27 protein-coding genes are annotated in these 22,755 nt (G+C 60.7%); 10 read left to right on the top strand and 17 right to left on the bottom strand.

The genetic code is table 11. The annotated features are described in order from the left end of the window. The coding region (locus NKF25_RS21605) for an oligopeptide/dipeptide ABC transporter ATP-binding protein (RefSeq protein ID WP_342766348.1) at positions 1-350 on the top strand (350 nt) is incomplete at its 5' end. Next, positions 347-1,468 carry an oligopeptide/dipeptide ABC transporter ATP-binding protein gene (locus NKF25_RS21600; RefSeq protein ID WP_253228704.1) on the top strand — a complete coding sequence of 374 codons (1,122 nt, stop codon included), beginning with the start codon at positions 347-349 and terminating at the stop codon, positions 1,466-1,468. The genes NKF25_RS21605 and NKF25_RS21600, both read left to right, overlap by 4 nt. Before the next feature lie 145 nt (positions 1,469-1,613). Here NKF25_RS21600 and NKF25_RS21595 read toward each other — a convergent pair whose 3' ends face one another. Further along, complete coding sequence (locus tag NKF25_RS21595) at positions 1,614-1,865, bottom strand: hypothetical protein (protein ID WP_066138166.1); 252 nt, start codon at positions 1,863-1,865, stop codon at positions 1,614-1,616. 601 nt (positions 1,866-2,466) lie between these two features. On the opposite strand from NKF25_RS21595, the gene NKF25_RS21590 reads away from it, so the two are divergent. The 3 genes from NKF25_RS21590 to NKF25_RS21580 all read left to right on the top strand — a co-directional run bounded on the left by NKF25_RS21590 (position 2,467) and on the right by NKF25_RS21580 (position 4,449). Continuing rightward, positions 2,467-2,862, top strand: a complete 396-nt coding sequence (locus tag NKF25_RS21590) for a DUF5805 domain-containing protein (RefSeq protein ID WP_253228703.1) — start codon at positions 2,467-2,469, stop codon at positions 2,860-2,862. After that, a complete protein-coding gene (locus tag NKF25_RS21585; protein ID WP_253228702.1) occupies positions 2,849-3,907 on the top strand; it encodes a tyrosine-type recombinase/integrase in 1,059 nt (352 codons plus the stop codon). Before NKF25_RS21590 ends, NKF25_RS21585 begins: the two co-directional genes overlap by 14 nt. Before the next feature lie 326 nt (positions 3,908-4,233). Next, entirely contained in the window at positions 4,234-4,449 is a 216-nt protein-coding gene (locus tag NKF25_RS21580) for a hypothetical protein (RefSeq protein WP_253228701.1), read from the top strand. 31 nt (positions 4,450-4,480) lie between these two features. On the opposite strand, the gene NKF25_RS21575 is transcribed toward NKF25_RS21580, so the two are convergent. From NKF25_RS21575 to NKF25_RS21540, 9 genes are all read right to left on the bottom strand, one after another. Further along, positions 4,481-5,356, bottom strand: a complete 876-nt coding sequence (locus NKF25_RS21575) for a sulfurtransferase (RefSeq protein WP_253228700.1) — start codon at positions 5,354-5,356, stop codon at positions 4,481-4,483. Between the two features lie 55 nt (positions 5,357-5,411). Beyond that, positions 5,412-6,146 (bottom strand): helix-turn-helix domain-containing protein, encoded by a 735-nt coding sequence (locus NKF25_RS21570; protein WP_253228699.1) that lies wholly within the window; start codon positions 6,144-6,146, stop codon positions 5,412-5,414. Between the two features lie 49 nt (positions 6,147-6,195). Further along, on the bottom strand, positions 6,196-7,203 hold the full coding sequence (locus NKF25_RS21565) for a putative sulfate exporter family transporter (RefSeq protein WP_253228698.1): 1,008 nt from the start codon (positions 7,201-7,203) through the stop codon (positions 6,196-6,198). A gap of 3 nt (positions 7,204-7,206) precedes the next feature. Beyond that, entirely contained in the window at positions 7,207-7,332 is a 126-nt protein-coding gene (locus NKF25_RS24305; protein ID WP_256487780.1) for a hypothetical protein, read from the bottom strand. A gap of 147 nt (positions 7,333-7,479) precedes the next feature. Further along, complete coding sequence (locus NKF25_RS21560; RefSeq protein ID WP_066138540.1) at positions 7,480-7,731, bottom strand: hypothetical protein; 252 nt, start codon at positions 7,729-7,731, stop codon at positions 7,480-7,482. Positions 7,732-7,952: 221 nt separating this feature from the next. Next, positions 7,953-9,668, bottom strand: coding sequence for a molybdopterin-dependent oxidoreductase (locus NKF25_RS21555; RefSeq protein ID WP_253228697.1), 1,716 nt, complete (start codon positions 9,666-9,668; stop codon positions 7,953-7,955). After that, complete coding sequence (locus NKF25_RS21550; RefSeq protein WP_253228696.1) at positions 9,652-9,921, bottom strand: hypothetical protein; 270 nt, start codon at positions 9,919-9,921, stop codon at positions 9,652-9,654. Before NKF25_RS21550 ends, NKF25_RS21555 begins: the two co-directional genes overlap by 17 nt. Before the next feature lie 152 nt (positions 9,922-10,073). Further along, positions 10,074-12,398: a formate dehydrogenase subunit alpha gene (gene fdhF, locus NKF25_RS21545; RefSeq protein ID WP_253228695.1), complete on the bottom strand. Its 2,325-nt coding sequence runs from the start codon at positions 12,396-12,398 to the stop codon at positions 10,074-10,076. Then, on the bottom strand, positions 12,391-13,311 hold the full coding sequence (locus NKF25_RS21540) for a 2Fe-2S iron-sulfur cluster-binding protein (protein WP_253228694.1): 921 nt from the start codon (positions 13,309-13,311) through the stop codon (positions 12,391-12,393). The genes fdhF and NKF25_RS21540 overlap by 8 nt, the downstream gene beginning before the upstream one ends. A 348-nt stretch (positions 13,312-13,659) precedes the next feature. Between NKF25_RS21540 and NKF25_RS21535 the strand changes: the two genes are divergently transcribed. Both NKF25_RS21535 and NKF25_RS21530 read left to right on the top strand, forming a co-directional pair. Continuing rightward, positions 13,660-13,992: a hypothetical protein gene (locus NKF25_RS21535; RefSeq protein ID WP_253228693.1), complete on the top strand. Its 333-nt coding sequence runs from the start codon at positions 13,660-13,662 to the stop codon at positions 13,990-13,992. 302 nt (positions 13,993-14,294) lie between these two features. Further along, positions 14,295-14,792: a twin-arginine translocation signal domain-containing protein gene (locus NKF25_RS21530; RefSeq protein WP_253228692.1), complete on the top strand. Its 498-nt coding sequence runs from the start codon at positions 14,295-14,297 to the stop codon at positions 14,790-14,792. 89 nt (positions 14,793-14,881) lie between these two features. Here NKF25_RS21530 and NKF25_RS21525 read toward each other — a convergent pair whose 3' ends face one another. From NKF25_RS21525 to NKF25_RS21515, 3 genes are all read right to left on the bottom strand, one after another. After that, a complete protein-coding gene (locus NKF25_RS21525; protein WP_253228691.1) occupies positions 14,882-15,475 on the bottom strand; it encodes a DJ-1/PfpI family protein in 594 nt (197 codons plus the stop codon). Between the two features lie 48 nt (positions 15,476-15,523). Next, the gene (locus NKF25_RS21520) at positions 15,524-16,084 is read right to left on the bottom strand and encodes a metal-dependent hydrolase (RefSeq protein ID WP_253228690.1); all 561 of its coding nucleotides are present in this window, start codon (positions 16,082-16,084) and stop codon (positions 15,524-15,526) included. 115 nt (positions 16,085-16,199) lie between these two features. Next, positions 16,200-16,367, bottom strand: a complete 168-nt coding sequence (locus NKF25_RS21515; RefSeq protein ID WP_190303655.1) for a hypothetical protein — start codon at positions 16,365-16,367, stop codon at positions 16,200-16,202. A 209-nt stretch (positions 16,368-16,576) separates the two neighbouring features. Between NKF25_RS21515 and NKF25_RS21510 the strand changes: the two genes are divergently transcribed. Beyond that, on the top strand, positions 16,577-18,205 hold the full coding sequence (locus NKF25_RS21510; RefSeq protein ID WP_253228689.1) for an AMP-binding protein: 1,629 nt from the start codon (positions 16,577-16,579) through the stop codon (positions 18,203-18,205). 10 nt (positions 18,206-18,215) lie between these two features. Here the strand turns inward: NKF25_RS21510 and NKF25_RS21505 are convergent, their stop codons facing one another. Continuing rightward, positions 18,216-18,521, bottom strand: coding sequence for a stress response translation initiation inhibitor YciH (locus tag NKF25_RS21505; RefSeq protein WP_253228688.1), 306 nt, complete (start codon positions 18,519-18,521; stop codon positions 18,216-18,218). 58 nt (positions 18,522-18,579) lie between these two features. After that, complete coding sequence (locus tag NKF25_RS21500) at positions 18,580-19,008, bottom strand: hypothetical protein (RefSeq protein ID WP_253228687.1); 429 nt, start codon at positions 19,006-19,008, stop codon at positions 18,580-18,582. 82 nt (positions 19,009-19,090) lie between these two features. Here NKF25_RS21500 and NKF25_RS21495 point away from each other — a divergent pair, with 82 nt between their 5' ends. Both NKF25_RS21495 and NKF25_RS21490 read left to right on the top strand, forming a co-directional pair. Next, entirely contained in the window at positions 19,091-20,242 is a 1,152-nt protein-coding gene (locus tag NKF25_RS21495; protein ID WP_253228686.1) for a thiolase family protein, read from the top strand. Then, positions 20,239-20,616 (top strand): OB-fold domain-containing protein, encoded by a 378-nt coding sequence (locus tag NKF25_RS21490; RefSeq protein WP_253228685.1) that lies wholly within the window; start codon positions 20,239-20,241, stop codon positions 20,614-20,616. Before NKF25_RS21495 ends, NKF25_RS21490 begins: the two co-directional genes overlap by 4 nt. Positions 20,617-20,765: 149 nt before the next feature. On the opposite strand, the gene NKF25_RS21485 is transcribed toward NKF25_RS21490, so the two are convergent. Further along, complete coding sequence (locus NKF25_RS21485) at positions 20,766-21,488, bottom strand: hypothetical protein (protein ID WP_253228684.1); 723 nt, start codon at positions 21,486-21,488, stop codon at positions 20,766-20,768. Between the two features lie 49 nt (positions 21,489-21,537). Continuing rightward, on the bottom strand, positions 21,538-22,713 hold the full coding sequence (locus NKF25_RS21480) for a GNAT family N-acetyltransferase (protein WP_253228683.1): 1,176 nt from the start codon (positions 22,711-22,713) through the stop codon (positions 21,538-21,540). Positions 22,714-22,755: the final 42 nt, after the last annotated feature.

The raw sequence follows: 22,755 nt of genomic DNA, 5'->3' as shown, positions 1-22,755 counted from the left end.
AGGTCGGCCCTTCCGAGGAGATCGTGAACGATGCCGCGCACCCGTACACGCGAGCATTGCTAAACTCCACGCCAAGTCTGAACGCACCACTTGAGGAAATGCGCCCCATCGAGGGCCAAAGTCCGGCCCCGATCAACGTGCCGAATGGGTGTGCGTATCACCCGCGCTGTCCGCTGGCGACCGACGAATGTGTACAGACCGACCCGCCGTTCGACCATCCGACGCCGGAGCATGCGGTGGCGTGCTACCACTGGCAAGAGGCTCAGGAGGAGATCGAATTGAACTACGAAGAATTACTGCAAGCGAATCAAATCGAAAGTCCCGCGGACGAACGAGGTGAGAATCAATGAGCACAAACGAGGAACCACTCCTGTCGTTGGAGAACGTGGAGGTACACTTCGAGAAGGAGTCGGGACCGCTCGATTTCGACAGCGAACCGCAAACGGTGCGGGCGGTAGACGGTGTCTCGTTGGACATCATGGAAAACGACATAATCTCACTGGTCGGTGAGTCTGGATGTGGAAAGACGACGCTCGGGAAGACGGCCATCGGTCTCCAGCGGCCGACGGCGGGGAGCGTGAAGTACCGCGGGCACGACATCTGGGACATCCGCGATGGGAACAGCGACAGCGACTTGGAGTGGATGGACGTGCGCAAATCGCTGCAGATCATCCATCAGGACCCGGGAAGTTCGTTGAATCCGAATCGCCGCATCGTGGCGATTCTGTCCGAACCGTTGCGGCAAGTGAGTCCGGGCTTGAGCACGGGCGAACGCCGGGAACGGATTTACTCGTTGCTGGAGCGGGTGGGCATGAACCCGGCGGCTGATTTCGCCGAACGCTACCCGCATCAGCTTTCCGGTGGGGAGAAACAGCGTGTCGTGTTGTGCCGGGCGCTGTTGATGAACCCGGACGTGATTCTGGCTGATGAAGCGATCAGCGCGCTGGACGTGTCGTTGCGCGTTGAGATGATGGACTTGATGCTCGAATTGCAGGACGTGTTCGACACCTCGTACGTGTTCATTAGCCACGACCTATCGAATGCGCGGTACTTCACCGAGCACGGCGGTGGAAAGGTGGGCGTGATGTATTTGGGTCGATTGGCGGAACTCGGCCCGGCCGAGCAGTTGATCGGCAGTCCGAACCATCCGTACACCTCGGTACTTCGATGGGCGACGCCGGACTTGGGCATGGACATGTCGGTGACGGGCGACTTCCCGATGCGGAAAATCGACATCCCGGACCCGGTGAACCCGCCGAGCGGGTGCCGGTTCCACACGCGGTGCCCGGAAGCGCGTGAGGTATGTACGCGCGAGACGCCAGAACCGATGGCCGTCGGCGACGCGTCGGTCTGCGCCTGCTTCCGCGTCGAGGAGACCCACGAGTACTGGAACAGTCCGCCAATCGAAGACCCCCAGGAGGGCGATATCGACGTGGATGGAAGTCAAGGGACGTCCAACGCCGATTGAGTTCGTGGATTCGAATCGACGGAGTTGATTTTTGGAAAGTTGGAACGACTACACGAGCGATGATCGGGTGGCGATCAATATAGCGACATAGAATTTATCAGTGCCGGATCGGACGGAGAGTTTCGGCGAATCGCGAGGAGGCACGTTATTCGGGCTGGGCTTCGGAACGGGCACGGTCGAAGATCGCCTGTCGAATCCACATTCGCTTGTCCCGTTCGGATGGGAACGTCAGATCCATATCGTCGAGTGCGTCCTGGATGTGGAGATAGAACTCCATCGAGTCCTTGATTGATTCGGAACGGGAGTACGTGGGTTCTTTCGTTCCCAACTCTTCGTCGAAGCGCTCGATGAGGTCGTCGTCTTCTCCGATCCAGATTCCGACGGTATTTCCGGGCATACTGACAGCCACAGACCGGGCAGGAATAAACCTTACAGGTCGGAACGGTGAATCACGGTCGTTGCTGCACTGTCGAGGGGCAGGCGGTGGTGACGACCACGATGGGCATCGTAGACCGCCCAATAGAGAGTCGCCCGATGGGACGGTTGGGGGTCTCCATCGGCCGACGGACCGGGTGCCAACGACCGACGAGTCGAACAGTGCTGGCTAGGATGATAGCTACTCGGTGACTGGCGACGAATCGATGACCCCGCTCGTCTGCCAGTGTGGCCAAACGCCCTGCAGAACGACCCTAAAAAGAAATATGAATGAGACATATGTCCGAAGATTTTGAGGAAAATGACAAACGGTCGATCTACAAAACATTTATAAATAGTGCCCCCGTTGGACGACCGAATCAACACGAACGACCGCTCCGAAAAAGCCCGAAATGGACTGCAAGGCTGCAAGGAAATCCTGCAAGGTACACCGAATTAACCCTGCAAGGACGCGAGAGAATCGCAATACGTCGACGGGGAGGTTGTTGTCCCACAAAGGGAGATTAGTTCGCTTATCACAGAACGTGGGACAGCTTGATATGCCCTGCGTGAGATGGAAAATCATGGTCGAAGAGGGAACCGAACGGACCGTCGTCAAGACACACATTCCAAAATATCAGAAAGAAGAGTGGCGATCCGACGCCGACGAACTCGACATGAGCCAGAGCGAATTCGTCAAGGCGATGGTTCAAGCCGGTCGGCGGGGGTTCGAACTCGATCCCGCGGAAGGCACTTCTAGCGACTCAACCCCTAGGGGTGATGACCTCGAAGAGAGGGTGCTCGAAACCCTCGCAGAGGAGGGGAACCTGTCGGGGGACGAACTAATCGAGCAGCTCATGGGGGACTTCGAGGAGCGACTCGACGAAGTGCTCAGCGAACTCCAATCTCGGAACCGTGTTCAGTACAGCGTGCGGCACGGAGGGTACGTGCTAGTCGAGGGAACGGATGGCGGCGAGTAGCCCCACCGATCCGAATCCCGACGACCCGGTTGGGTACTTCCTCCAGGACCTCCTCTATCACGGTAAGAGCGAGCGAACGCGAGACGCCTACGAACGCGTTTTACGACGGTTCGAGGCGTTCATCACCGACCCCGACCGAAACCCGTCGGGTCGGTCGGTCGCCCCGGGGGAGGCGACACAGCGTGACTGCATGGCGTGGATTCACACCCTGCGGGGGAAGAACGCGGAGAGCACGATTGCGACCTACGCGGCCTATCTCCACCGGTTTTACGCCTACATGACGCAGGTCGGCGCGTTCGAATCGAATCCGATGGCGCTCGTGGTCGAGGAGATGAACGAGTCCATCGACAAGGACCCGACTCGGCGTGAGATTTCGGTCGCACAAATGCGGGAGTTTGTGGACGGAATCTCCCACCCGTTGGAGCGGGCGGTCGTCTGCACGCTGTTGAAGACGGGAATGCGCGTCGGCGAGGTGAGCAACCTCGACGTGCGGGACGTGAATATCACCGACGAAGTCGTCCGGTCGGCGTACGACCTCGGGAGACGGCCGCAGCTCAGTGGCCGTCCCGACTCGATCTTTATCGGAGCGGACGCGGTTCGTGGGAACGTCGTCAATGGGGAGGAACGAACCGCTTCGAACAAGCGAAAGCGGGAGACAATCGTCCCCGTGGACGACGAACTCCGAGAGGTGCTCCTTCGGTGGTTAGCGATCCGGCCGGACTCCCAATCGCCCGCAGAGCCGCTGTTCGTCAGTACGAGCGGCAATTGGGGCGAGCGGCTCACGCCGAAGATGGTCCGGAACATCGTGGAACGACACGCCCGCGAAGCCGGATGGTATCGAACCGGCGGCGGTGCGGAAGAGAACGTCACCCCCCACTACTTCCGGCACTTCTTCACCACACATCTCCGCGACCGAACCGGCGACCGCGGTATCGTGAAATACCTCCGCGGCGACGTGGCGAGCGACATCATCGACACCTACACGCACAACTGGGGCGACAGGGTCCGAGAAGTGTACGAGGAGAACATCTACTCGCTACTGTAACCGTCCTCGCTGCCCGAGCAAGGTATTCCCGTTCCCGCAAACCGCCACACTGGACAGTCGGTTCGTAGCGATAGGACTTACTTTTGCATGATAACAACCCACATAATTTTTCGCGGAACGAGGATCCTCTCGAACACATAAATCGTATCTCGCTATATCAAGCGTCCGGGGGAGCGGTTGGAAGAGGTGGCATTTTTCCATCATCTCTGGCGGGCGAAAACGGTGGAACCGATGACAGGAGACGACGATTGCCGAAATACGTCTCGAACGCTGCAGCAGGAGTAGTATGAGAAAATATTTAGCAGAAATGATCTGTACTAACCGGTATGGGTAGCGTCATGTTCAAATCGGCACTGCTGGGGGCCGTTATCGGATTTTGCTGCGGTTTGGTTTTGTTCGGAGTACTCGGAGCGGGTGTCGGTTTCCTGTTCGGCGGTGTCGTCGGCGTTCTGTTCGGGTCGTTACTGCTGAAGCCGATAGAGGAGGCGAATCGCAAAATCGTGGAGTTAGAACGGCGGGTCGAACGGTTAGAGAGCGAATAGGAGTGGAACCGACGGAAAATCGATGGTGATCTTATTCACGCCGGATTTCAGCCCGCTGTCCTTTTTCTATCGGCGCACCGACCGTGTTCCCCCACTCCACCCACGACCCGTAGTAGTTGCGTACGGTCTCGTAGCCGAGCAGTTCGTGTAGCACGAACCACGTCAGCGCGGAGCGTTCGCCGATCCGACAGTACGTGATGATCTCGTCCGTGCTCTCGATACCCGCGTCATCGTAGATTTCGCGGAGTTCGTCCGCCGATCTGAATCGCCCCTCGCTGTCGACGACTTGGCTCCACGGGACGTTGACCGCGCCGGGGATGTGACCGCCGCGCTGGACGCCCTCGTTCCAACCGGGCGGCGCGAGGATTTCGCCGCGGTATTCCTCCGGCGTTCGAACGTCAACGAGCGACGCTTCGCGTTCGATTGCGTCCATGACGTCGGGTTGGTCGGCGCGAATGGATCGGTTCGGCGCGGTGACGTGATACGACCGTTCCGTGAACTGGGGTATCTCGTCGGCGAGGGGTGCATCCTGGTCCACCCACCGGTCACGTCCGCCGTTCAGCAACCGCACGTCCTCGTGCCCGTAGTAAGTGAGAAGCCAGTAGGCGTGGGCAGCGAACCAGTTCATCATGTCCCCGTACAGGACGACGGTCGATTCCTCGGAGATACCGAGACTCCCGAGTAGTTCCTCGAAGGCCGCTTTCGTCGGCACGTCGAACCTGGTCGAGTCCTGAAGTTGGGTTTTCCAATCGATCTTCAGCGCCCCGGGGATATGCCCCTCGTCGTAGTTGCTCGGGTCGATATCGACTTCCACCAACCGAAAGGAGGGATCGTCGCGCTGGAAGTCGTCGAGTCGGTCGATCACCCACCCGACGGAGACCAGCGCGTTGGTGGCATCGTTTGTCATTGTGGAACGTTACACCGGGAGCCGCATTAATCCCATGTTGCCGATAGATGGGGATTCATTCGAGCCACCTATCGGCTTCGTCCCCACCGGCATAGCGACGAACGAGTTGGGCTTCGGCCTGCCGAAGGCGATAGGAGAGCGTCGAACGGGGGATTTCGAGGTCATCGGCGATTTCGTTGAGCGTCGCCGCGCGCGGCCGCTCGTAGTAGCCCGCTTCGAGCGAGGCGCGGAGTGCGACTTCCTGTTCCTCGGGGAGCGAGACGGTGAACGAATCCTGCCGCCAGCCACTCGCATCGCGGAGGTGCCCCATTCGAAACGAGAGACCGGGACCGAGTCGCGCCCCGAGGTCGTCGTAGAAGACGCCGACGTTCCGGTCCGAGCGCATCAAAATCCGCCACCAGTGGGTCGATTCGCGGCGGCGGGTTTCGAATATCAACCCCGCCGGGAGGTGTTTCCCCGCAAGGGTGTGAACGGACTCACAGCCTCGAATGTCCGTCAGATATGTGTAGAGGACGAGTTCGTTCGAGGAGCGTTCGAGCACGTCGTGATAGCGCGTCGCGTCACACCGTTGCTCGGTAATCGACTCGCCACAGCACGCGTCGTCGAATCGAACCGTTTCGATCCGGTCGAGCGCGGACTGTGGCCCGGAGATGCGTTCGATTCGCCAAAACCGGTCTTCGGTCACGAATCCATCGAGCGAGTGTGCGACGACGGTCGGATGATCGATGAAGACATCCATGATCGGGTCCGCACCCGCTTCGTATTCGATGGCAAACGTGAACTCCCGCATCTACGTTGAGGGAACTCCCGCGCGAGCAAAAAGACTGCCGTTGGCGATTTCAGAACAACGCCTGTACGACGAACAACATGGCCGTGGCGACGACGAGCAGGGCGAGGAAAACGACGAGTATCGGTTTGTACCCTGTCGAGCGGAGTTCGTCGAGCCGCGTTTCGAGCCCAAGCCCGGCGAACGCGAGCAGGAACGCCCAATCGGACGCGTTCGAAAGCGACGTGATCTGCTGGCCGGAGAGGAAACCAAGGTTCGCGACGAGGAGGACCCCCAGAAATCCGAAGACGAATTTCGGGAACGTCCGCCAGAGGAACCGCCAGCCGCCGGGGACGTCGCCATCGTGCGAGTCCGAAGCGTCGCCCGTCCGGCGAGCGTAGTAAACAGCGTACGCGATTGCGGCGAGTCCGATCATCGAGTTGCGGGTGAGTTTCACCAGCAGTGCCCACTGTCCCGCTGTCTGCGAGAACGAGAATCCGGCGGCGGTTACCGGTCCCGTACTGAACATGGTCAGCCCCGCCCAGATGCCGAAGACGGTACTCGAAAGGCCGAGCGCGTGACCGACGGCCGGATAGACGAAGAGCGTCGTCGAATCGAATAGCAGGACCGTCGCGGCCGCGTAGGCGATGTGATTTTCCTCGACGCGGATGCTCTCGGCGATGGCGACGACGGCGGACACCCCACAAATACCGGAGCCAGCGGCCAGCAACGATCCGGTCTCCTCGTGAATCGAGAAGACGAGCCGTGCGAGCAGTTCGACGAGGAGAACCGTCGTCGTGACGGTGGCGACGACGAGCAGGAGGATGATGGGTCCGGCGGCGACGACACGGTCGAGCGCGACGCTCGCACCCATGACGACGATACCCGCTTCGAGCCAAACCTTGTGCGTCTCGACGCCGGGACGTGCCCAGTCCGGAACGCCGTACGTGTTACCGATGAGGAGACCGATGAGTATCGTGACGATGAGATAGTTGACGCCGGGAACGACGGACGTGAGAGCCCGGGCGAGGAGTCCGATGGTGAGGAGGGCGATGATTCCGGGAACGACGGTTCGTTTCATGGGTTACCACGGAATGGTGATGCCGAACGAGACGATGGCGACGACTGAAAGACCGACACAGACCGCCTGCCAGTCGTTTTCGAGTTCGGTCCACCAGCGCCGGACGCGTTCGGAGATACTATCGCTCACTGTGGAAGATAGTCGGCACGGAACCGAGATACGAATTTGGTTGGCGCACGCCAAGGTTGGCACACGCCAACTGTCGAATCACCCGCTGAGTGATTCGACGGGGGGACGCGGTGAGTCGATGGGACGAGCGCGGTGGTCTATCGTTGGTCACTCCGGATCCCGTTCGATGTACCACGTCGTCCCGCCGCTGTATCCCCATTTGGTAATGGAAAAGTCGGACCCCGTCTCTCGGAATTGGCGAAGCATCGCGCCGATCTCCTTCGCGGACAGATCGATGTCAACCGCGATCTTCCTGCTTTTGAAATAGTGGCCACCGTCCGCGACCTCTCGCCGAAGATATGATTCTAGCATATCGCGCTTCGCACTGGCACCTTGTTGGGTGTCGGATCGTGCTCCCATGGAAGGGGAAAATACGCGAGCGGTCATCAGGGATTTCCGAGATTCCGTACTAGTTCTCCGGAAATCAGGCACAAATTCGCCCGAATTTATGCGCCCTCCGTTCTCGCACCGAGGAGTGCTGAGTGGACCGACGAGACCATGTGGGATTATTGATCAGTCCCCTCATTAAATACAACCATCGCGGCGATAGCCCGGTGGCGTCCAGTGGCCGACGAAACCGATCACGGGCGCTCGGCCCGCCGGAAACCATCGACCGGTTCGAATGCCGTCCGCTTCCGTCCCGTTCGAAACCGCTCCGCGTGGAGGATATCGATTCCCTTCTCCGCACCCTCCGGGAACGGCCACCGCTGACTGCCGTTTCCGATTCCGTCGTACGACATTCCACCGTAGAGGGGGTTGAGACGTGTGAGTTCGTCGAACACCGCTTCCGGGGAGTCGTATTCGAATCGGACGTCGGTCAGTCGGTTTCCGATCTCGGCGATGATATCGAGGTCGCGCCGCACGCCTTCGGGCGGCGTCCGCAACGGATGCCGTCGTTGCACCTGGCGGTCGAGATTGGTGACGGTTCCCCCTTTCTCGGCCCAGAGGGTCGCCGGAAGCACGACGTCCGCGTGTTCCACCGTCTCGGTCGGGAAGACTTCCTGCACGAGCAGGAAGTCGAGCGAGGCGAGCGACCGGGCAACGGCCTGTGTGTCCCGCTTCTCGACGGCGGGATTTTCGCCGATGACGTACGCGCCGTGAATCGATTCGCCGAAGGCACGAACCGCGTCGAGTTCCGAGAGTCCGGGCGTGGTCGGGAGTTCGGTCCCCCAAACCGCCTCGACGTTCGCTCGTGCGTCGTCGTCGGAAATCGGTCGAAAGCCAGGGAGCGTCCACGGGCGACAGCCGACGTCGTTCGCGCCCTGTTCGTTGGTCAGTCCCCTGAGAAGGTTCATTCCGGTTCCCGGTTTCCCGAGGTTGCCGGTCACGAGGAGCAGATCGATGAGTGCGTCCGGTATCGCGGTTCCCCGGTGGTCGTCCGCCTCGGCACCCGTCCCGACGATGACGGCCGCGCGGTCGGCACTGGCGAATTCGCGCGCGACGCGGCGGACCGTTTCGGCATCGACGCCAGTTCGTTCGACGGCGGCGTCGAGGTCCAACCGTTCCATCGACCGAGCGAAGGAGTCGAAGTCAGTCGTCCGCTCGGCGATGAACTCCCCGTCTTCCAATCCCATTTCGAGCACCTGGGCGACCACTGCGTTCACGAACACGGCGTCGGTTCCGAGGTCCGGAGCGACGTGAACGTCCGCGATTCGCGTGGTTTCGTTGGCCTGCGGGTCGGCGTGAATCAGCGTCGTGCCGTCGTTGACCGTCGGCCGAACGTAGGAGTTGAAGGCGATGGGTTGTTGAGCGGCCGGGTTCGCGCCGACGACGAGGAACACGTCGGCCTCGGTCAGATCGTTCAGCGTGTTCGTCATTCCGGGCGAACCGAGTCGCTCGACCATCGCCCTGACCACCGACCCATGACAGATTCGAGCGCGGTTATCGACGTTGTTGGTCCCGAGGACGCGCGCGAGTTTCTGAAACAGATAGTTCTCCTCGTTCGTGCATCGAGGCGCGCCGAAGAAAGTGAGCGAGTCCGGCCCATGGCGGTCGCGAAGCGTTTCGAATCCGTCCTCGATTCGGGCGAACGCGTCGTCCCACGTCGCGGGGACCAAGTCTCCGCCCTTCCGAATCAGCGGCGTCGTGAGCCTGTTCTCGGCGTCCAACACGTCGAACGCGTGGATGCCGTTCGCACAGAGCCGTCCCTGCGAGTTGACCGGGGCACCCTCACGGCCGACCGCACCGCCGCGTCGCTCGCTGTATCTGACACGGCAACCGACCGAACAGCGCGGACAGACGCTTTCGGCGGTTGGGTGGCCGTCGGCTTCCTCGCCCATGCTATCCTTTCGGGACATCTCCCGTGATGACGTTGTAAGCGGCACCCAATCCGGCCAACGTCACGATGACGAGCAGAGTGAAGAGCGCGTTCGGGACCACCGTTTTCGTCCGGAAGAGGTGGCTCCCGCACGCCGGACAGGTGAGCCCCGTCGTCTCGAACTGCTCGCCGCAAACGGTGCACTCGTGGACGTCGTGCTGGCGGTCGCTCTCGACGCCGACGACGCCGTTGTCGATGCCGAGCGCTCGTTTGATGACGTAGCTTCGGTTCATACGCTCCCCGTGTGTTCCTCCGAGATGTGGTCGCGGAGTTCGTCCTCGCTGTCGAACGTCTCGTGACAGAACTGACATTCGTGATCGGTCGCGGTTGGGTTGTCTGGCATATTCGTATGGAGGTGATGTGAAACGCCGTCCGGCGTCGGTTATCAGTCGGTTCTACCGCCGTCAGTGGCCGCCCGTTCGGACACGTCGACGTCCGGTTTCGTCTCGGCCGGGGTTATCCGTACGTCCGTGACCTTGAACTCGGGCACGTGAGCCTGGTCGTCGAGGTGCTGTTCGTCGGTGAGTTCGTTCGCGGCACCGCCCTGTCCGAAGTAGTGCATCGGGACGAAGACGACGCCTTCGCCGGGTCGCTCGGTGACCTGAGCGAGGGCCGTGATGGACCCTTTCCGGGAAGTCACATCGACGTACTGCGCGTCGGAAACCCCGAGTTCTTCCGCGGTGGCGGGGTTGATTTCCACGAACAGTTCGTCGGTGTACGAACGGATACCGGCGTCCCGGTTGGTCATCGTCCCGGTGTGGTACTGGTAGAGGACGCGACCAGTCGTCATCGCCAACGGGAAATCCTCGTCGTCCATGTCGGCTTCGACCGGACCGGAGACGTGGGTCGGGAACATGTGGGCCTTCCCGTCGTCGGTGTTGAACTCCTCGTCGTAGAGGTAAGGTGTTCCGGGGTGGTCCTCGTCCCAACACGGCCACGGGATGCTCCCCTCCGTTTCGATGCGTTCGTGCGTGATGCCGCCGTAAATCGGCGTCAGGTCGTTGATCTCGTCCATTATCTCGCTCGGGTTGCGGAAGCCCCAATCGTAGCCGAACCGCTCGGCGAGTTCCTGGGTGATGACCCAGTCGGGTTTCGCGTTTCCGGGCGGGTCGATGGCCCGCTTGACGAGTTGAACGTGACGCGTCGAACTCGTGTACGTCCCGTTGGTCTCGAACGGCGAGTTCGCGGGCAGGACGACGTCCGCGTACTTCGCCGTGTCGGTGAGGAAGATGTCTTGGACGGCAAGGAACTCCAGATCTTCCACGATCTCCTCGGCGTGTGCGACGTTCGGTTCGGAGTATATGACGTTCTCGCCCTGAATGAACATCCCTCGAATCTCTCCGCGCTCGGCGGCGAGGAACTGCTCGGTGATGGTGTAGCCTTCCTCGTCCGGAAGCTCCACGCCGTACGCGTCCTCGAACTTCTCGCGTGCGTCGTCAGTTGTCACCTTCTGATAGCCGGGGAAGTTACCCGGAAGCGGTCCCATGTCGCCACCGCCACCCTGGACGTTGTTCTGTCCGCGGAAGGGCGCGAGTCCGGAGTGTTCAGTACCGACGTGGCCGGTGACGAGCGCCAGGTTCGCCATCGAGATGATGTTCTCGGTACCGTGACTGTGTTCGGTCAATCCGAGCGTCCAGCAGAACACGCACGAATCCGCGTTCGCGACGGTTTCCGCGGCGCGCTCGAGTTTCTCCGGCGGTACGCCGGTCTTCTCCTCGACGAACTCGGGTGTGAACTTCTCCAATCCTTCCTTGACGTCATCGAAGCCGACGGTTCGCTCCTCGATGAACTCCTCGTCGTGGAGGTCGTTTTCGATGATGTAGCGGGTCAATCCGTTGATCCAGACAGTGTCGTATCCGGGTTGAACGCGCGCGTACTGCGTGGCGAACTGGGCGATCTGGACTTTTCGCGGGTCGAAGACGAACATGTCCGCCCCGTCCTTGACGTTCTGCTTGATTCTCGTGGCGATGACGGGGTGGGCTTCCGTCGTGTTCGACCCCGTAATGAGATAGCAGTCGGTGTTTTCGAGCGCCTCAACGCCGACCGACCCGGCACCGAAACCGACCGTCTGGGACAATCCGGCGACGGTCGGCGAGTGACAGAGCCGGTTGCAGTTGTCGATGTTGTTCGTGCCGAACACCTGCCGAGCGAGCTTCTGCATCAGGTAGTTCGCCTCGTTCGATGTCTTGGACGACGAGACGAAGCTCAATCCGTTTCGACCGTGTTCGTCCTGAATCTCGGAGAGTCCTTCGGCGACACGGTCGAGCGCTTCGTCCCACGACGCCTCGCGGAACTCGCCGTCCTCCTTGATGAGTGGCTCGGTAAGCCTGTCGTCGCTGTTCGCGTACTTGTATCCAAACTTCCCCTTGACACAGGTCGAAATCCCGTTGATCGGCGCTTTCTCCGGGTTCGGACGGACGCCGAGCACTTCGTCGTCCTTGGAGTAAACGTCGAAGCGACAGCCGACGGCACAGTAGCCACACGTCGTGTCCGTGACGTCGACGTCGTCCAGTCGGTAGTCGCTCAGCGCGTCGGCCATGTCGAACAGCCGCCCTTCGGACATCGTGTTCGCCGCGAAACTCTCGGCGACGTGCTCGACGGGTTGGAACGCCTCGCTCCCGTCGAGTTTTCTACTCGCAGTTTGGGCCTGCTCTTTCGCTCGGGCCATGAATCCCGCAACGCCTTTCTTTTCGGTATCGTCGTCAGTCATCGTCGGATTGTGCACCTCCCTTACGTCCCTTTCGCTCCTCTTTCATCGGCGTCATCTGCCGAGGCTGATGCTCGTAGTCCTCGCCGATGGCTTTGCCGATGCTATTGTGCTGGTTGAAACCGGGTGCGGGAATCGTGGCGATGTCGGCCATGTCCTGTTCGACCAGCGATCCAGTCGGACAGACGGTGGCACAGTGGCCACACGAAACGCACGTCGATTCCATCATCGTCTCCGCGCCGTTCTGGAATCCGATCCGCGTGTCATCCCCGTGGCCTTCCATCCGCAGGACACCCTCGACCTGCACGTCGTTACAGGCTTCCACACAGCGATTACAGAGGATACACTTGTTGCGGTCGATCTGGATGAACGGCGAGGATTCGTCTATCGGTTCGTACTCGTCACGGTCGTCGAAAACACCGTAGCGCGGTTCCACGACGTCGTTCTCGATGGAGACGTCTTGGAGTTCACAGCGGCCGTTTTTCCCGCAGGTCGTACACCGCAGGTTGTGATTCGAGAGCAGAAGGTCCAGATTCACGTCGCGGGCGTTCGCCGCCTCCTCGGCGTCCGTCCGGACGACCATGCCGTCATCCGCCGGGAAACTGCACGACGGGACGACGCCGTGTTCCTCGGTTTCGACCATACAGGTCCGGCATTCGCTTCGCGGGCCGATCCGGTCGTCCTCGTCGTACGAACAGAGTGCCGGAACGTAGCCATCGGTTTCGATCTGCTCGACCGCGTCGAGCAGCGTGTCGCCTTCCTCGACCGTGATAGACTCACCGTCCACGGTAACGGTGGCACGGTTGGCTCCGCCCACGTCGGGGTCGTTCGCCGTTCCGGTCTCGATGTAGTCGTTCAGCGGAATATCGGGACCCTCGGTATCGCGCGAATTCTCCCAGATGGGATCGGTACTCATACGCCTGCCTCACCGCCCATATTGTCGGATATTGTATGATATATTGTGTGACCGCGCATTGAATAACACACCGCATACAAATATCACGAGATTTTACTTAGTACTGCTGGCTAAACAGTCACACATCGAGAGTCAGACAACGGCGAACGAGCGGGAAAAGCCAGTAAATCCGGTCGGTATTCGTCTTCTGATTAGCTGGTCGAAACTGATGGTGGAGTTTTGGCAGAATAGTTGTGTATCAAAGACGTACATTTCCCAGGCGAAGATAATTATACCAATATCTTATTGTATTCTCTATAAATATTTCACGATTGAAAATCATTTGCCGCGATAGTATGACTCGAAACCATGGCCCGTAAGTCCCTCCCGCGCCGCCGCGTGCTCGCAGTGACCGGTACTGCCCTCCTCGGAGGTTGTCTCGGTTCGAGACGATCCGGAACGAAACCGGACCGGACGGAATCGGAACAGACGAAAACAGACGAAACGAAAATGCGCGGAACGCCCGCTGCCGAGGGGTCGTGGACACAGATGGGACGGAATTCGAATCACAGTGGATACAACCCGACGATTCCATCGACGTGTTCGGACGTTCGATGGGACGTCGAGATGGACGGTCCGTTGACGACGCCGACCGTCGTCAACGACCGCGTCTATCTCACTCGGGGGGAAATCGACCGATAAGGGTCCTGTGGCGACGATCGAAGCGTACGATTTGGAGACGGGGAAACGGCAGTGGTCGTCCTCGCTCGACACGACGTTCACGTTCCACGCACAGACGGGTTTTCCCGCCGTCCCCGTCCTTTAGGCGGCCATCACCACTGTTCGTCATTCGTCTTCAGGCCGTACGAAACGCCGCGTAATCTACAATATCACGTCGATAACGTAGAATATTCACGTTCAGTGGTAGGTAGGATATACTTGGAAAACTGAAAGGTCTGTGCCCTTTATCAGCGAGTCCGGCATAGACCGGAGGCGAGGTAGAGATGACCGAAAGTGAAACTAAAGAACACGTCGAATCGGAAGACCGACGCTCGTTCATGAAGAAAGGCGCGCTCGCGACAGGTGCGCTCGCATTGGGATTGGGGAGTGCAGGAAGTGCCTCGGCGCAGGGCCGAAACGTGTTGGTGTACACCTACGACTACCACCCGAACGTCGAGTTCCGCGTGGTAAACTCGTTGGAGAAGTCCACGACGGTTCGGTTGCTCGAAAAACCGGGTGGCGGCAACGTCTCCGAGATCAGCCAGCCGGACAACTACAACGGCTACATCATCCGCTACCTGCTCGGTGGTGGCGGCGGCGGCCAGGGACAGATAACCACGTTCATGTTCGCACAAGGTGTCTCGCTGAACCAAGGCGACACCCGGCAGTTCAGCGGCAACGCGTCGGTGTTCAGCAGCACGCTCAACCTGCTCAGCACGAACCTCGAAGGCAGCGGTGGCGGGATGACGACGACCAGCAGCGGTAATTCGTCGTCGTCGTAATCCCCCATCCCATACGTTCGCCATTTTCTGACGAGCGTTTCGGGAATCGACTTCTGACCACACCTTTTGATAAAAATCGGCGACGCGAATCAGTCGTCGGCAGTGACTGGCTGACCGTGTTCGATATCGGTTCCGAGCACGTCGAGGAACTGTGAAATCCACTCGACGTGATCACCCCAGTCACGACCGGAAACGAGGTTTCCGTCCGTCGTCACGCCGTCGTAGTACTCGCCGCCCGCACCCTCCACGTCCGCTTCCAGCGCGGAGTACGCCGAACACGTCCGTCCCTCGATGACGTCCGCCGCCGCGAGAATCTGGGCCGCGTGACAGATGGCGGCGATGGGTTTGTCCTCGTCGTCGAAGTGCTGAACCGCCTCGATAACTTCGTCGTGTGTTCGGAGGTACTCCGGTGCTCTCCCGCCCGGCAGGACGAGACCGTCGTACTCCGTCACGTCGATGTCGTCGAACGACGCGTTGAGCGTGAAGTTGTGGCCACGGCTCTCCATGTACGTCTGGTCGCCGCGAAAGTCGTGAACCGCGGTTTTCACCGTATCGCCCGCGTCCTTTTCGGGGCACACCGCATCGACCTCGTGGCCGACGGCTTGGAGCGCCTGGAACGGTACCATTATCTCGTAATCCTCGCCGAAATCGCCGACGATCATCAGCAGTTTTTTGCCGTCCATTTCGCAGAGAGCTACGGTTGCAGAAGGCATAATCGTGCGGGTGGTCCGTTAGGACTCACGGATCATGTACGCCGTCTCCAACGGATAGCGTTCGTGGCGGTAGAGCGCGTAGTGGGCCGCGAGTGCAACCCCCAACAGGCCGAAGTTCCAGATGGGCGAGTCGTAGTAGATGACGTCGACGATGATGGGTTTGGCGTACACCGGCCAGAGCGGTTTCAGCGGCGGAGCGATGTCGGGGGCCGAGAGGAGGTCGGCGAACAGGTGGCTCATCCCGCCGGTCAGAAAGCCGACGGTGGCGAAGGCGAACACCGCCTTCTCACCGATGTCGTCGCTTCGAACCCACCGACTGGCCTCGAAATGGGACGTGAGCAGGTATGCGGCGAGCGCACCGGCGACGACGCTGAAGACGGTAACGAACAGAATCGTGTGCGTCACACCGTGGTGGTGGACGCCCGGAATGACGTGCCGTAACAGCAGGTCGGAATCGGGAAGCATCGCGGTCACGAGCGTGAATGCCCCGAACGCGAGGCTTGCGCGTTGACCCCAGAGAAACCACGCCGGAGCAGCAAACAACAATGCCATCGCGAAGTGACCACTGACATCGACCATACGGACGGAACCGGTTGTCAGCCGTATATACGTTTTCGCCGATGCGAAACGCGCTCCACTCTCGGGTGGGGCGAAAATGCAAACTCCATCGGTGAAGCGCGTCTCGATGAGCGGATCAACCGCGTCGCTTCAACCGTTGGCTGACGAACAGCGGAAGAAAAAAGCCGATGACGAGGAGGACGAGCGCCGTCAGTTCCATGCTGTGGGAAAATTCGTCCGTGATGATGGCGACGACGACTGCGAGGATAACGGCGAGAACGGTGATCTTCGTTGGGATGGCCATCAGTAGCGGTTCCTACACAGTTCTACAATATATAAATTTTCAGAGAGAGGCGAGAACGGAGTGATTCTCGTTCGAAACCGGTACCCGGCCGACCACGATCGTAACGGTATATGTGATCATTCTGATACATTACGTGGTCCACGTAATCCTATTCGCCGTGTGATACCAGACGACAAAACCAAATAATCGACCATCCCATTTCGAAGGGAATGCAAATCGACTACGAGCGCGAACTTTCGGAGTTCGAGTGGGAAATTCCGGAGGGGTACAACCTTCCGGCGGTTATCGAGTCACACGCGGCGGAATTCGGCGAGCGGCGGGCGGTGAAGTTCCGCGACGACGAGGGGAACGAGGAGGAGCGAACCTACGCCGATATCCGGGACGACATGAACCGGTTCGCCAACGCGCTCGAATCGCTGGGCGTGGGCGAGGGCGACCGGGTGATCCACCTGCTGCCCCGCCATCCCGACGTGTTCGCGATTCAGCTCGGTGCGCTGAAGCGCGGGGCGATTCTGGTACCGTGTTCGGCCATGCTGAAGCCCAAGGACATCGGATTCCGGGCTGACGACTGCGAAGCGACGGCGGCCGTCTGTCACGACGAGTTGACCGACATGGTCGAACCAGTGATGGACGAGACGCCGCTGGAGACGTTTGTCGTCCTCGACGGCGAAGGATCGGAGGAGTGGGAGTCCTTTGCGGCGCTCATCGACGGCGAATCGACCGAGCACGACGGACCGGATATCGGGGCGGACTCGCCGATGTCGATCAACTACACGAGCGGGACGACGGGGCAACCGAAGCCCGTCCTTCACCGCCATCGCTGGATGCACTGCTTCGAGCGCGTCAACGGACGCTACTGGTGGGGCGTCGAGGAGGGCATGGACTTCTCGGACGAACTGCTCTGGGCGACGACCGGGACCGGGTGGGCCAAGTGGTTCTGGAGTCCGCTCGGCGCGGCGCTGACGACCGGCGCACCGCAGTTCATCTACCGGGGGGACTTCGACCCCGCGACGTTCCTCTCGCTACTGGAGGAGGAAGGCGTCACGCGACTTTGTGCGGTGCCGACCCAGTACCGGATGTTCACACAGGAGGAGGACATGGCCGACTACGACCTCTCGCTGAAGGAGACGCTGTCGGCGGGCGAACCGCTGAACCGCGAACCGATTCAGGCGTTCGAGGAGGCGTTCGGCGTGACGCCGCGCGACGGCTACGGCCAGACGGAAACCGTCGCGCTGGTGACGAACTACCCCGGAATCGACGTGAAACCGGGTAGCATGGGCAAACCGACGCCCGGCCTCGGGACGATGATCATCGACACGGTGGACGAGGAGGAAGTCGAGCGGGGTGAAATCGGCGAGGTCGCGGTGCCCGTCGATAGCCCGGCCATCTTCGACGGTTACTTCGAGAAACCGGAACTGGACGAGAAAACCTTCGCCGGGGAGTACTACCGAACCGGCGACTTGGCGAGCGAGGACGAGGACGGCTACTTCTTCTTCGAGGGCCGCGCCGACGACATCATCATCTCCTCGGGCTACCGCATCGGCCCGTTCGAAGTCGAGGACGCGCTAGTTGGCCACCCCGCCGTCGCGGAGGCCGCCGCCGTCGGCAGCCCACACGACGAGCGCGGAGACGTCGTCAAGGCCTACGTCATCCTCGCGGAGGGCCACGAAGGAAGCGACGAGCTCGTGGAGGAGTTACAGACGTACATGAAGGAGGAGACTGCACCGTACAAGTACCCGCGACGGATCGAATTCGTGGACGAACTGCCGAAAACGTCGAGCGGGAAGATTCGCCGTATCGAACTCCGGCAGCAGGAAGTCTCGAAGTTCGGCAACTAATTCCCGATTCTTAATCGACTGCGTATCCCTTGTCCTGTAGTACGTCGATGACCCGCTCGCGGTGGTCCCCCTGTAGTTCGATTGCCCCCTCGTGCACCGTCCCTCCGGTCGCCATCTTGCGTTTGAGTTCGGACGCGAGTTCCTTCACGTCTACTTCGCTCGGGTCGAACCCCTCTACGACGGTGACCGGCTTGTCGTAGCGCCGTTTCTCGGTTCGGATGACGAGGCGTTGCTCCGTTCGCCCTAAGTCTTCGTCGATGCCGAGTTCTTCCGGGAGTCCCGTTATGGAACTCAGGTCGTCTTTGTCGTTTGCCACGGCAGAAAGAAGTAGGCTATCCAGTATCTTGGCTCTGTCTCAAGTCAGTTCGTGGATATCAGTCCCGATTATCGTCAGTTCGAGCACTCGGACAGCCATTACTCGTGAGGTCCGTGAAGAACCCGATTCGTCCCGAGTTGTATTCGATTATCAGGTCGTTACAATCGTCTTTCGTCACCGTCACGTCGGCCCGTGAATCCTCGACTCGGACCGTGGCAGTGTATCGCGCCGGTTTCAGCCAGTGACCGGAAACGGTCGAGTGGCCGGACTTGTTTTTGCCGTCCGATGGGCCAACTCGCCGCGTGACTTGTGCGACGGTCGTTTCGTATCGCTTGAGTTCGACGTGGAAGTCGTGCGGTTTCGTGTCCTCGTTGATGAGTTCGAGGTTCCCGATTCTCGCGGCGGCGGAGTCGAGAACGTGAAGGCACCCTGCGGTCGACCCCACGACAAAGCCTGCAGAGCTAGCGAGGAGTGTCCGTCGTTTCATGGAGATCATAGAAAATCCGACATAATAGGTGTTTCTTCCCTGAATCTCAAACTTCTAAACCCGTCCCCTCCTCGTGGCAGGTATGGATAGAGTCGCAGTCATCAGCGCGTCGATGACCCAGTTCGGGAAACGAGACGCGTGGATACGCGAACTACTGGCGGAGGCCGGGCAGGCCTGTCTCAACGATGCCGAAGTCTCGCCGCTGGACGTGGAACACCTCTACGTCTCGAACATGGCGAGCGGCGAGTTCGAAGGACAGACCGGCGTACCGAACGCACTGGCACACGACCTCGGCGCGCTCCCGGCGTACACGCAACGAATCGACCAGACGAGTTCCAGCGGCGGGGCCGGAATCTACGCCGCGTGGCAGTCGGTCGCCTCCGGCGCGAGCGACCTGACGCTGCTCGTCGGCGGCGAGAAGATGACCCACAAAACGACCGCCGAATCGACGGACGTCATCGCCTCGCTGACTCATCCGGTCGAGTACAAACACGGCCTCACGCTCCCGAGTTTCGCGGGGTTGACCGCCCGGCGCTACCTACACGAGTACGACGCGCCGCGCGAGAGTCTGGCGAAGGTCGCAGTAAAGAACCACAAAAACGGCGTGGACAACCCGCACGCGCAGTTCCGCAAGGAAGTCGACCTGGAGACGGTGATGGAGTCGCCCATCGTGGCCGACCCGCTTCGCTTGTATGACTTCTGTCCCATCACGGACGGGAGCGCGGCGCTACTGTTCTGCCCCGAATCGAAGGCCAAGGAGTACACCGACGAGTACACCGTCATCTCGGGAATCGGCGGCGCGACGGACACCCACGTCGTCCACGAGCGCGACGACCCGACGGTGATGGGCGCGGCCGTCGAGAGCAGCGAACTCGCCTACAACATGGCAGAGCGAGGACCCGAGGACATCGACGTGGCCGAACTCCACGACATGTTCACGATCCTCGAATTCCTCCAGAGTGAGGCCGTCGGCTTCTTCGAGCAGGGCGAGGGCTGGAAGGCAGTCGAGGAAGGCGTCACGGACCGCGATGGGGAGTTACCGATCAACACGTCCGGCGGCCTGAAGTCGAAGGGCCACCCGCTCGGCGCGAGCGGCGTCGCACAGGCCTACGAACTCCACCAACAGTTGCTCGGCAACGCCGGGGAACGGCAGGTCGATGCCGAGGTCGGCCTCGCGTGTAACGTCGGCGGGTTCGGTAATTGTGTCATCACCACCATCATGGAGCAAGCATGAGCGGAAATTCCAAATTCGAAGCGCACCGCTGTCCCAACGGCCATCTCTCGTACCCCGGTCACCCGCGCTGCCCGGAATGTGCCGAACCGCAGGAGGAGACGGTCGATCTGAGCGAGAGAACGGCGACCGTCATCACGTGGACGACCAGCACCGCGACCCCGCCCGGCGTCCGCCAACCCAACCACATCGCCATCGTGGAGTTCGACGTGGACGGCGAGTCGGTGCGCGCGGTCGGACAACTGACGAGCGACGGTGTCGAAATCGGCGACGAGGTGCGACCGGTGTACGCCGAGGAACTGCGCGACCCCGACGCCGGAATCCGGGAGCAAGCGAGTCAGGAGTGGGACGGCTATCGGTTCGAACCGGTCGAGTGAGATAGCGAGTGACGTGTTTAGTTTTCTCGTGGTCGAAAATCCGGGGATTTGGGTACATCGTCCTCGTTCGGTCCCGATGAGAGAGCTCTGATTTTACCGAGAGAACACGACCGCCCCGCATCAAGTACCGAAGAGAGATCAAAAACCGATTATGCCGCAGAATCGCCGCTTTCGTCGGCATCATCGCTATCGTCGGATTCGTCACCCGACGCATCGCCATCTCCCATATCTCCATCCCCGTTCTCGGGGACGCCCAGTTCGCTCCGAATCGATTTGAGTTCGGCGTCCACGTCTACTTGCGGTGATTCCTCTTCGTCTTCTTCCATCTCCTCCTCCGCGGCGTTCGCGATTTCGCGGCCTTCGTCGGCCTGCTCGGAGCCAACGGTAACCTCCTCGCGGATGTCGTCGCTGAGTCGGCGGGCGTCTTCGAGGATTCTACGCGCGCGGGGTTCCTCCGGAAGGCCGCCTTCCGTAAGAGCACCTTCCACGTCGTCCAGGGTATCTTGGAGGCGGTCGAGGGTGGCACGGCTAGCGCGACCGGCGCGGGCGCTCAAATCCGAGCGGGCCTGCTCGGTCGGGTCGTACTCGGGATCAACGAGGCGGATGATCTGTTGGAGGGCTTTGAGGGCGCGGACGTTGGCCTCCAGCATGGTGATGAGCGTCGGGATGGCGTACTCGCCGGTAAAAGAGAGTACTTCCCGCGGAGTCGGCGGGCGCGGGAGTCCGAGTGGGCCACGCGGCGGTCGGCCGAGTTCGGTCTGGAGGCCGCGAAGCGTGGTTTCCAACTCCTCGATGCGGTTTTCGAGGTCCTCCCTGTCCTCCCGGTCATCGTGGCCACTTCGGTCGTCGTGGTCGTCCGGGTCGTTCGACATGGCTGACCCTACACACCGCAGAACAAAAGTATTGGTCGGTCGGAAAGAGTCAGAAATGCTCCCGCAGGTAGACGTCCTCCTCCGGGAACAGGGCGGCGAAATCGTCACGGGCGTCGCCTTCGTGAACGTCCAGTTCTCCGAATCGCTCGGCGTCCTCGACCGAGTGGTATCCAGCGACCAACTGCGAGAGCGTGTTCACGTCGATGGTCACGTCCGGGTCGGCGTCGGTGCGGTTACACCGAACGACCCCGTTCGTGTCGAGTTCGAACGTCCCGTCGTTCCACCCGACCAGCGGGTCGGTGACGCGGAGGACGACGCCGGTTTCCGCGTCGTACGAAATGGCTTCGAGCGCTCGGGGGACGTCCACGAGGCGGAACATCGGCCCGGTTCGAATCTCACACTCCACGTTGCGCGGGTTGGCGACGATGTCGAGCAGGTCGGTGTTTTCCGGGACGAAGGAGAATTCGACCGTCTCGACCTGTGAATCGTGGTATTGGATGAACCGAAGGAGGTGGCGGTAGGCCTCGTCGTCGGCGGACGCCATCTCCCACACCTTGAGTCGTTTGCCGTCGTCCTCGTCGTCCACGCTGTAGACGATGTAGCTTCGTGCCTCGCCATCCCGTAGCCACGCGTACACGTAGGGGTCCTTCTTCCAGCCCTCGAACACCCGCTCGCGCCACCAGTCCTCCGTTCGGTCGACGCTGAGAGCGTAGTTCTCACCGTGGGCGTCGAACACCGGGACGAGCAGTTCCCAGTCGTCGGCGTCGAGGCGACGGAACTCGCCCGCCGCTTCGGTACCCAAATCGAGCGCGTCCGGCGTGGTCTCGTATCGCGTGTACTTGTTCACCGTCGCCCACCCGTACTTGCCGTAGAACTCGTACGAGAAGGGCCAGAGGGCCGAGAAGTACACCTCCTTCTCACGGTACTCGGCGAGCGATTCGGCGAGCATCTCCCGCACCAATCCCCCGTGGCGGCTTTCGGGAGGCGACGCGACGGCGGACAGGCCAGCCATCTGGTGCCAGTCGCCGCGGACGTTCGTCGTGAACCAGTACTGCTTGCAGACACAGAGCAGGTCGTCGCCGTCGAACATCCCACGGCGGTCGCCGAGATTCGATGTCTCCTCATCCTCCTCGTCGCTCGGATCCGTCTCCGGTTCGAAGGCGTAGCGGAGAAACCGTCGATACTCGTCCTCGTATTCGACCGGCAGCGGGCGATAATCGGACATAGTTGACAATTGATTGGCAATGAGAAATAGGTTCGTATCGAC

The organism is Haladaptatus sp. AB643 (assembly GCF_024136975.1).
Lineage (GTDB): Archaea > Halobacteriota > Halobacteria > Halobacteriales > Haladaptataceae > Haladaptatus.
The sequence above is the reverse complement of the archived record's forward strand: the minus strand, read 5'-3'. Positions and strand labels throughout refer to the sequence as shown.

What these genes read in the sequence shown, in the direction of transcription:
- NKF25_RS21570 (WP_253228699.1), bottom strand. Translation starts at nt 6,146, where the DNA reads ATGCGGGAGTTCACGTTTGCCATCGAATACGAAGCGGGTGCGGACCCG.
- NKF25_RS21585 (WP_253228702.1), top strand. Translation starts at nt 2,849, where the DNA reads ATGGCGGCGAGTAGCCCCACCGATCCGAATCCCGACGACCCGGTTGGG.
- NKF25_RS21590 (WP_253228703.1), top strand. Translation starts at nt 2,467, where the DNA reads ATGGTCGAAGAGGGAACCGAACGGACCGTCGTCAAGACACACATTCCA.
- NKF25_RS21560 (WP_066138540.1), bottom strand. Translation starts at nt 7,731, where the DNA reads ATGGGAGCACGATCCGACACCCAACAAGGTGCCAGTGCGAAGCGCGAT.
- NKF25_RS21485 (WP_253228684.1), bottom strand. Translation starts at nt 21,488, where the DNA reads ATGTCGAACGACCCGGACGACCACGACGACCGAAGTGGCCACGATGAC.
- NKF25_RS21595 (WP_066138166.1), bottom strand. Translation starts at nt 1,865, where the DNA reads ATGCCCGGAAATACCGTCGGAATCTGGATCGGAGAAGACGACGACCTC.
- NKF25_RS21600 (WP_253228704.1), top strand. Translation starts at nt 347, where the DNA reads ATGAGCACAAACGAGGAACCACTCCTGTCGTTGGAGAACGTGGAGGTA.
- NKF25_RS21510 (WP_253228689.1), top strand. Translation starts at nt 16,577, where the DNA reads ATGCAAATCGACTACGAGCGCGAACTTTCGGAGTTCGAGTGGGAAATT.
- NKF25_RS21525 (WP_253228691.1), bottom strand. Translation starts at nt 15,475, where the DNA reads ATGGACGGCAAAAAACTGCTGATGATCGTCGGCGATTTCGGCGAGGAT.
- NKF25_RS21480 (WP_253228683.1), bottom strand. Translation starts at nt 22,713, where the DNA reads ATGTCCGATTATCGCCCGCTGCCGGTCGAATACGAGGACGAGTATCGA.
- NKF25_RS21565 (WP_253228698.1), bottom strand. Translation starts at nt 7,203, where the DNA reads ATGAAACGAACCGTCGTTCCCGGAATCATCGCCCTCCTCACCATCGGA.
- NKF25_RS21495 (WP_253228686.1), top strand. Translation starts at nt 19,091, where the DNA reads ATGGATAGAGTCGCAGTCATCAGCGCGTCGATGACCCAGTTCGGGAAA.
- NKF25_RS21575 (WP_253228700.1), bottom strand. Translation starts at nt 5,356, where the DNA reads ATGACAAACGATGCCACCAACGCGCTGGTCTCCGTCGGGTGGGTGATC.
- NKF25_RS21500 (WP_253228687.1), bottom strand. Translation starts at nt 19,008, where the DNA reads ATGAAACGACGGACACTCCTCGCTAGCTCTGCAGGCTTTGTCGTGGGG.
- NKF25_RS21515 (WP_190303655.1), bottom strand. Translation starts at nt 16,367, where the DNA reads ATGGCCATCCCAACGAAGATCACCGTTCTCGCCGTTATCCTCGCAGTC.
- NKF25_RS21520 (WP_253228690.1), bottom strand. Translation starts at nt 16,084, where the DNA reads ATGGTCGATGTCAGTGGTCACTTCGCGATGGCATTGTTGTTTGCTGCT.
- fdhF (WP_253228695.1), bottom strand. Translation starts at nt 12,398, where the DNA reads ATGACTGACGACGATACCGAAAAGAAAGGCGTTGCGGGATTCATGGCC.
- NKF25_RS21535 (WP_253228693.1), top strand. Translation starts at nt 13,660, where the DNA reads ATGGCCCGTAAGTCCCTCCCGCGCCGCCGCGTGCTCGCAGTGACCGGT.
- NKF25_RS21555 (WP_253228697.1), bottom strand. Translation starts at nt 9,668, where the DNA reads ATGTCCCGAAAGGATAGCATGGGCGAGGAAGCCGACGGCCACCCAACC.
- NKF25_RS21530 (WP_253228692.1), top strand. Translation starts at nt 14,295, where the DNA reads ATGACCGAAAGTGAAACTAAAGAACACGTCGAATCGGAAGACCGACGC.
- NKF25_RS21490 (WP_253228685.1), top strand. Translation starts at nt 20,239, where the DNA reads ATGAGCGGAAATTCCAAATTCGAAGCGCACCGCTGTCCCAACGGCCAT.
- NKF25_RS21550 (WP_253228696.1), bottom strand. Translation starts at nt 9,921, where the DNA reads ATGAACCGAAGCTACGTCATCAAACGAGCGCTCGGCATCGACAACGGC.
- NKF25_RS21540 (WP_253228694.1), bottom strand. Translation starts at nt 13,311, where the DNA reads ATGAGTACCGATCCCATCTGGGAGAATTCGCGCGATACCGAGGGTCCC.
- NKF25_RS21580 (WP_253228701.1), top strand. Translation starts at nt 4,234, where the DNA reads ATGGGTAGCGTCATGTTCAAATCGGCACTGCTGGGGGCCGTTATCGGA.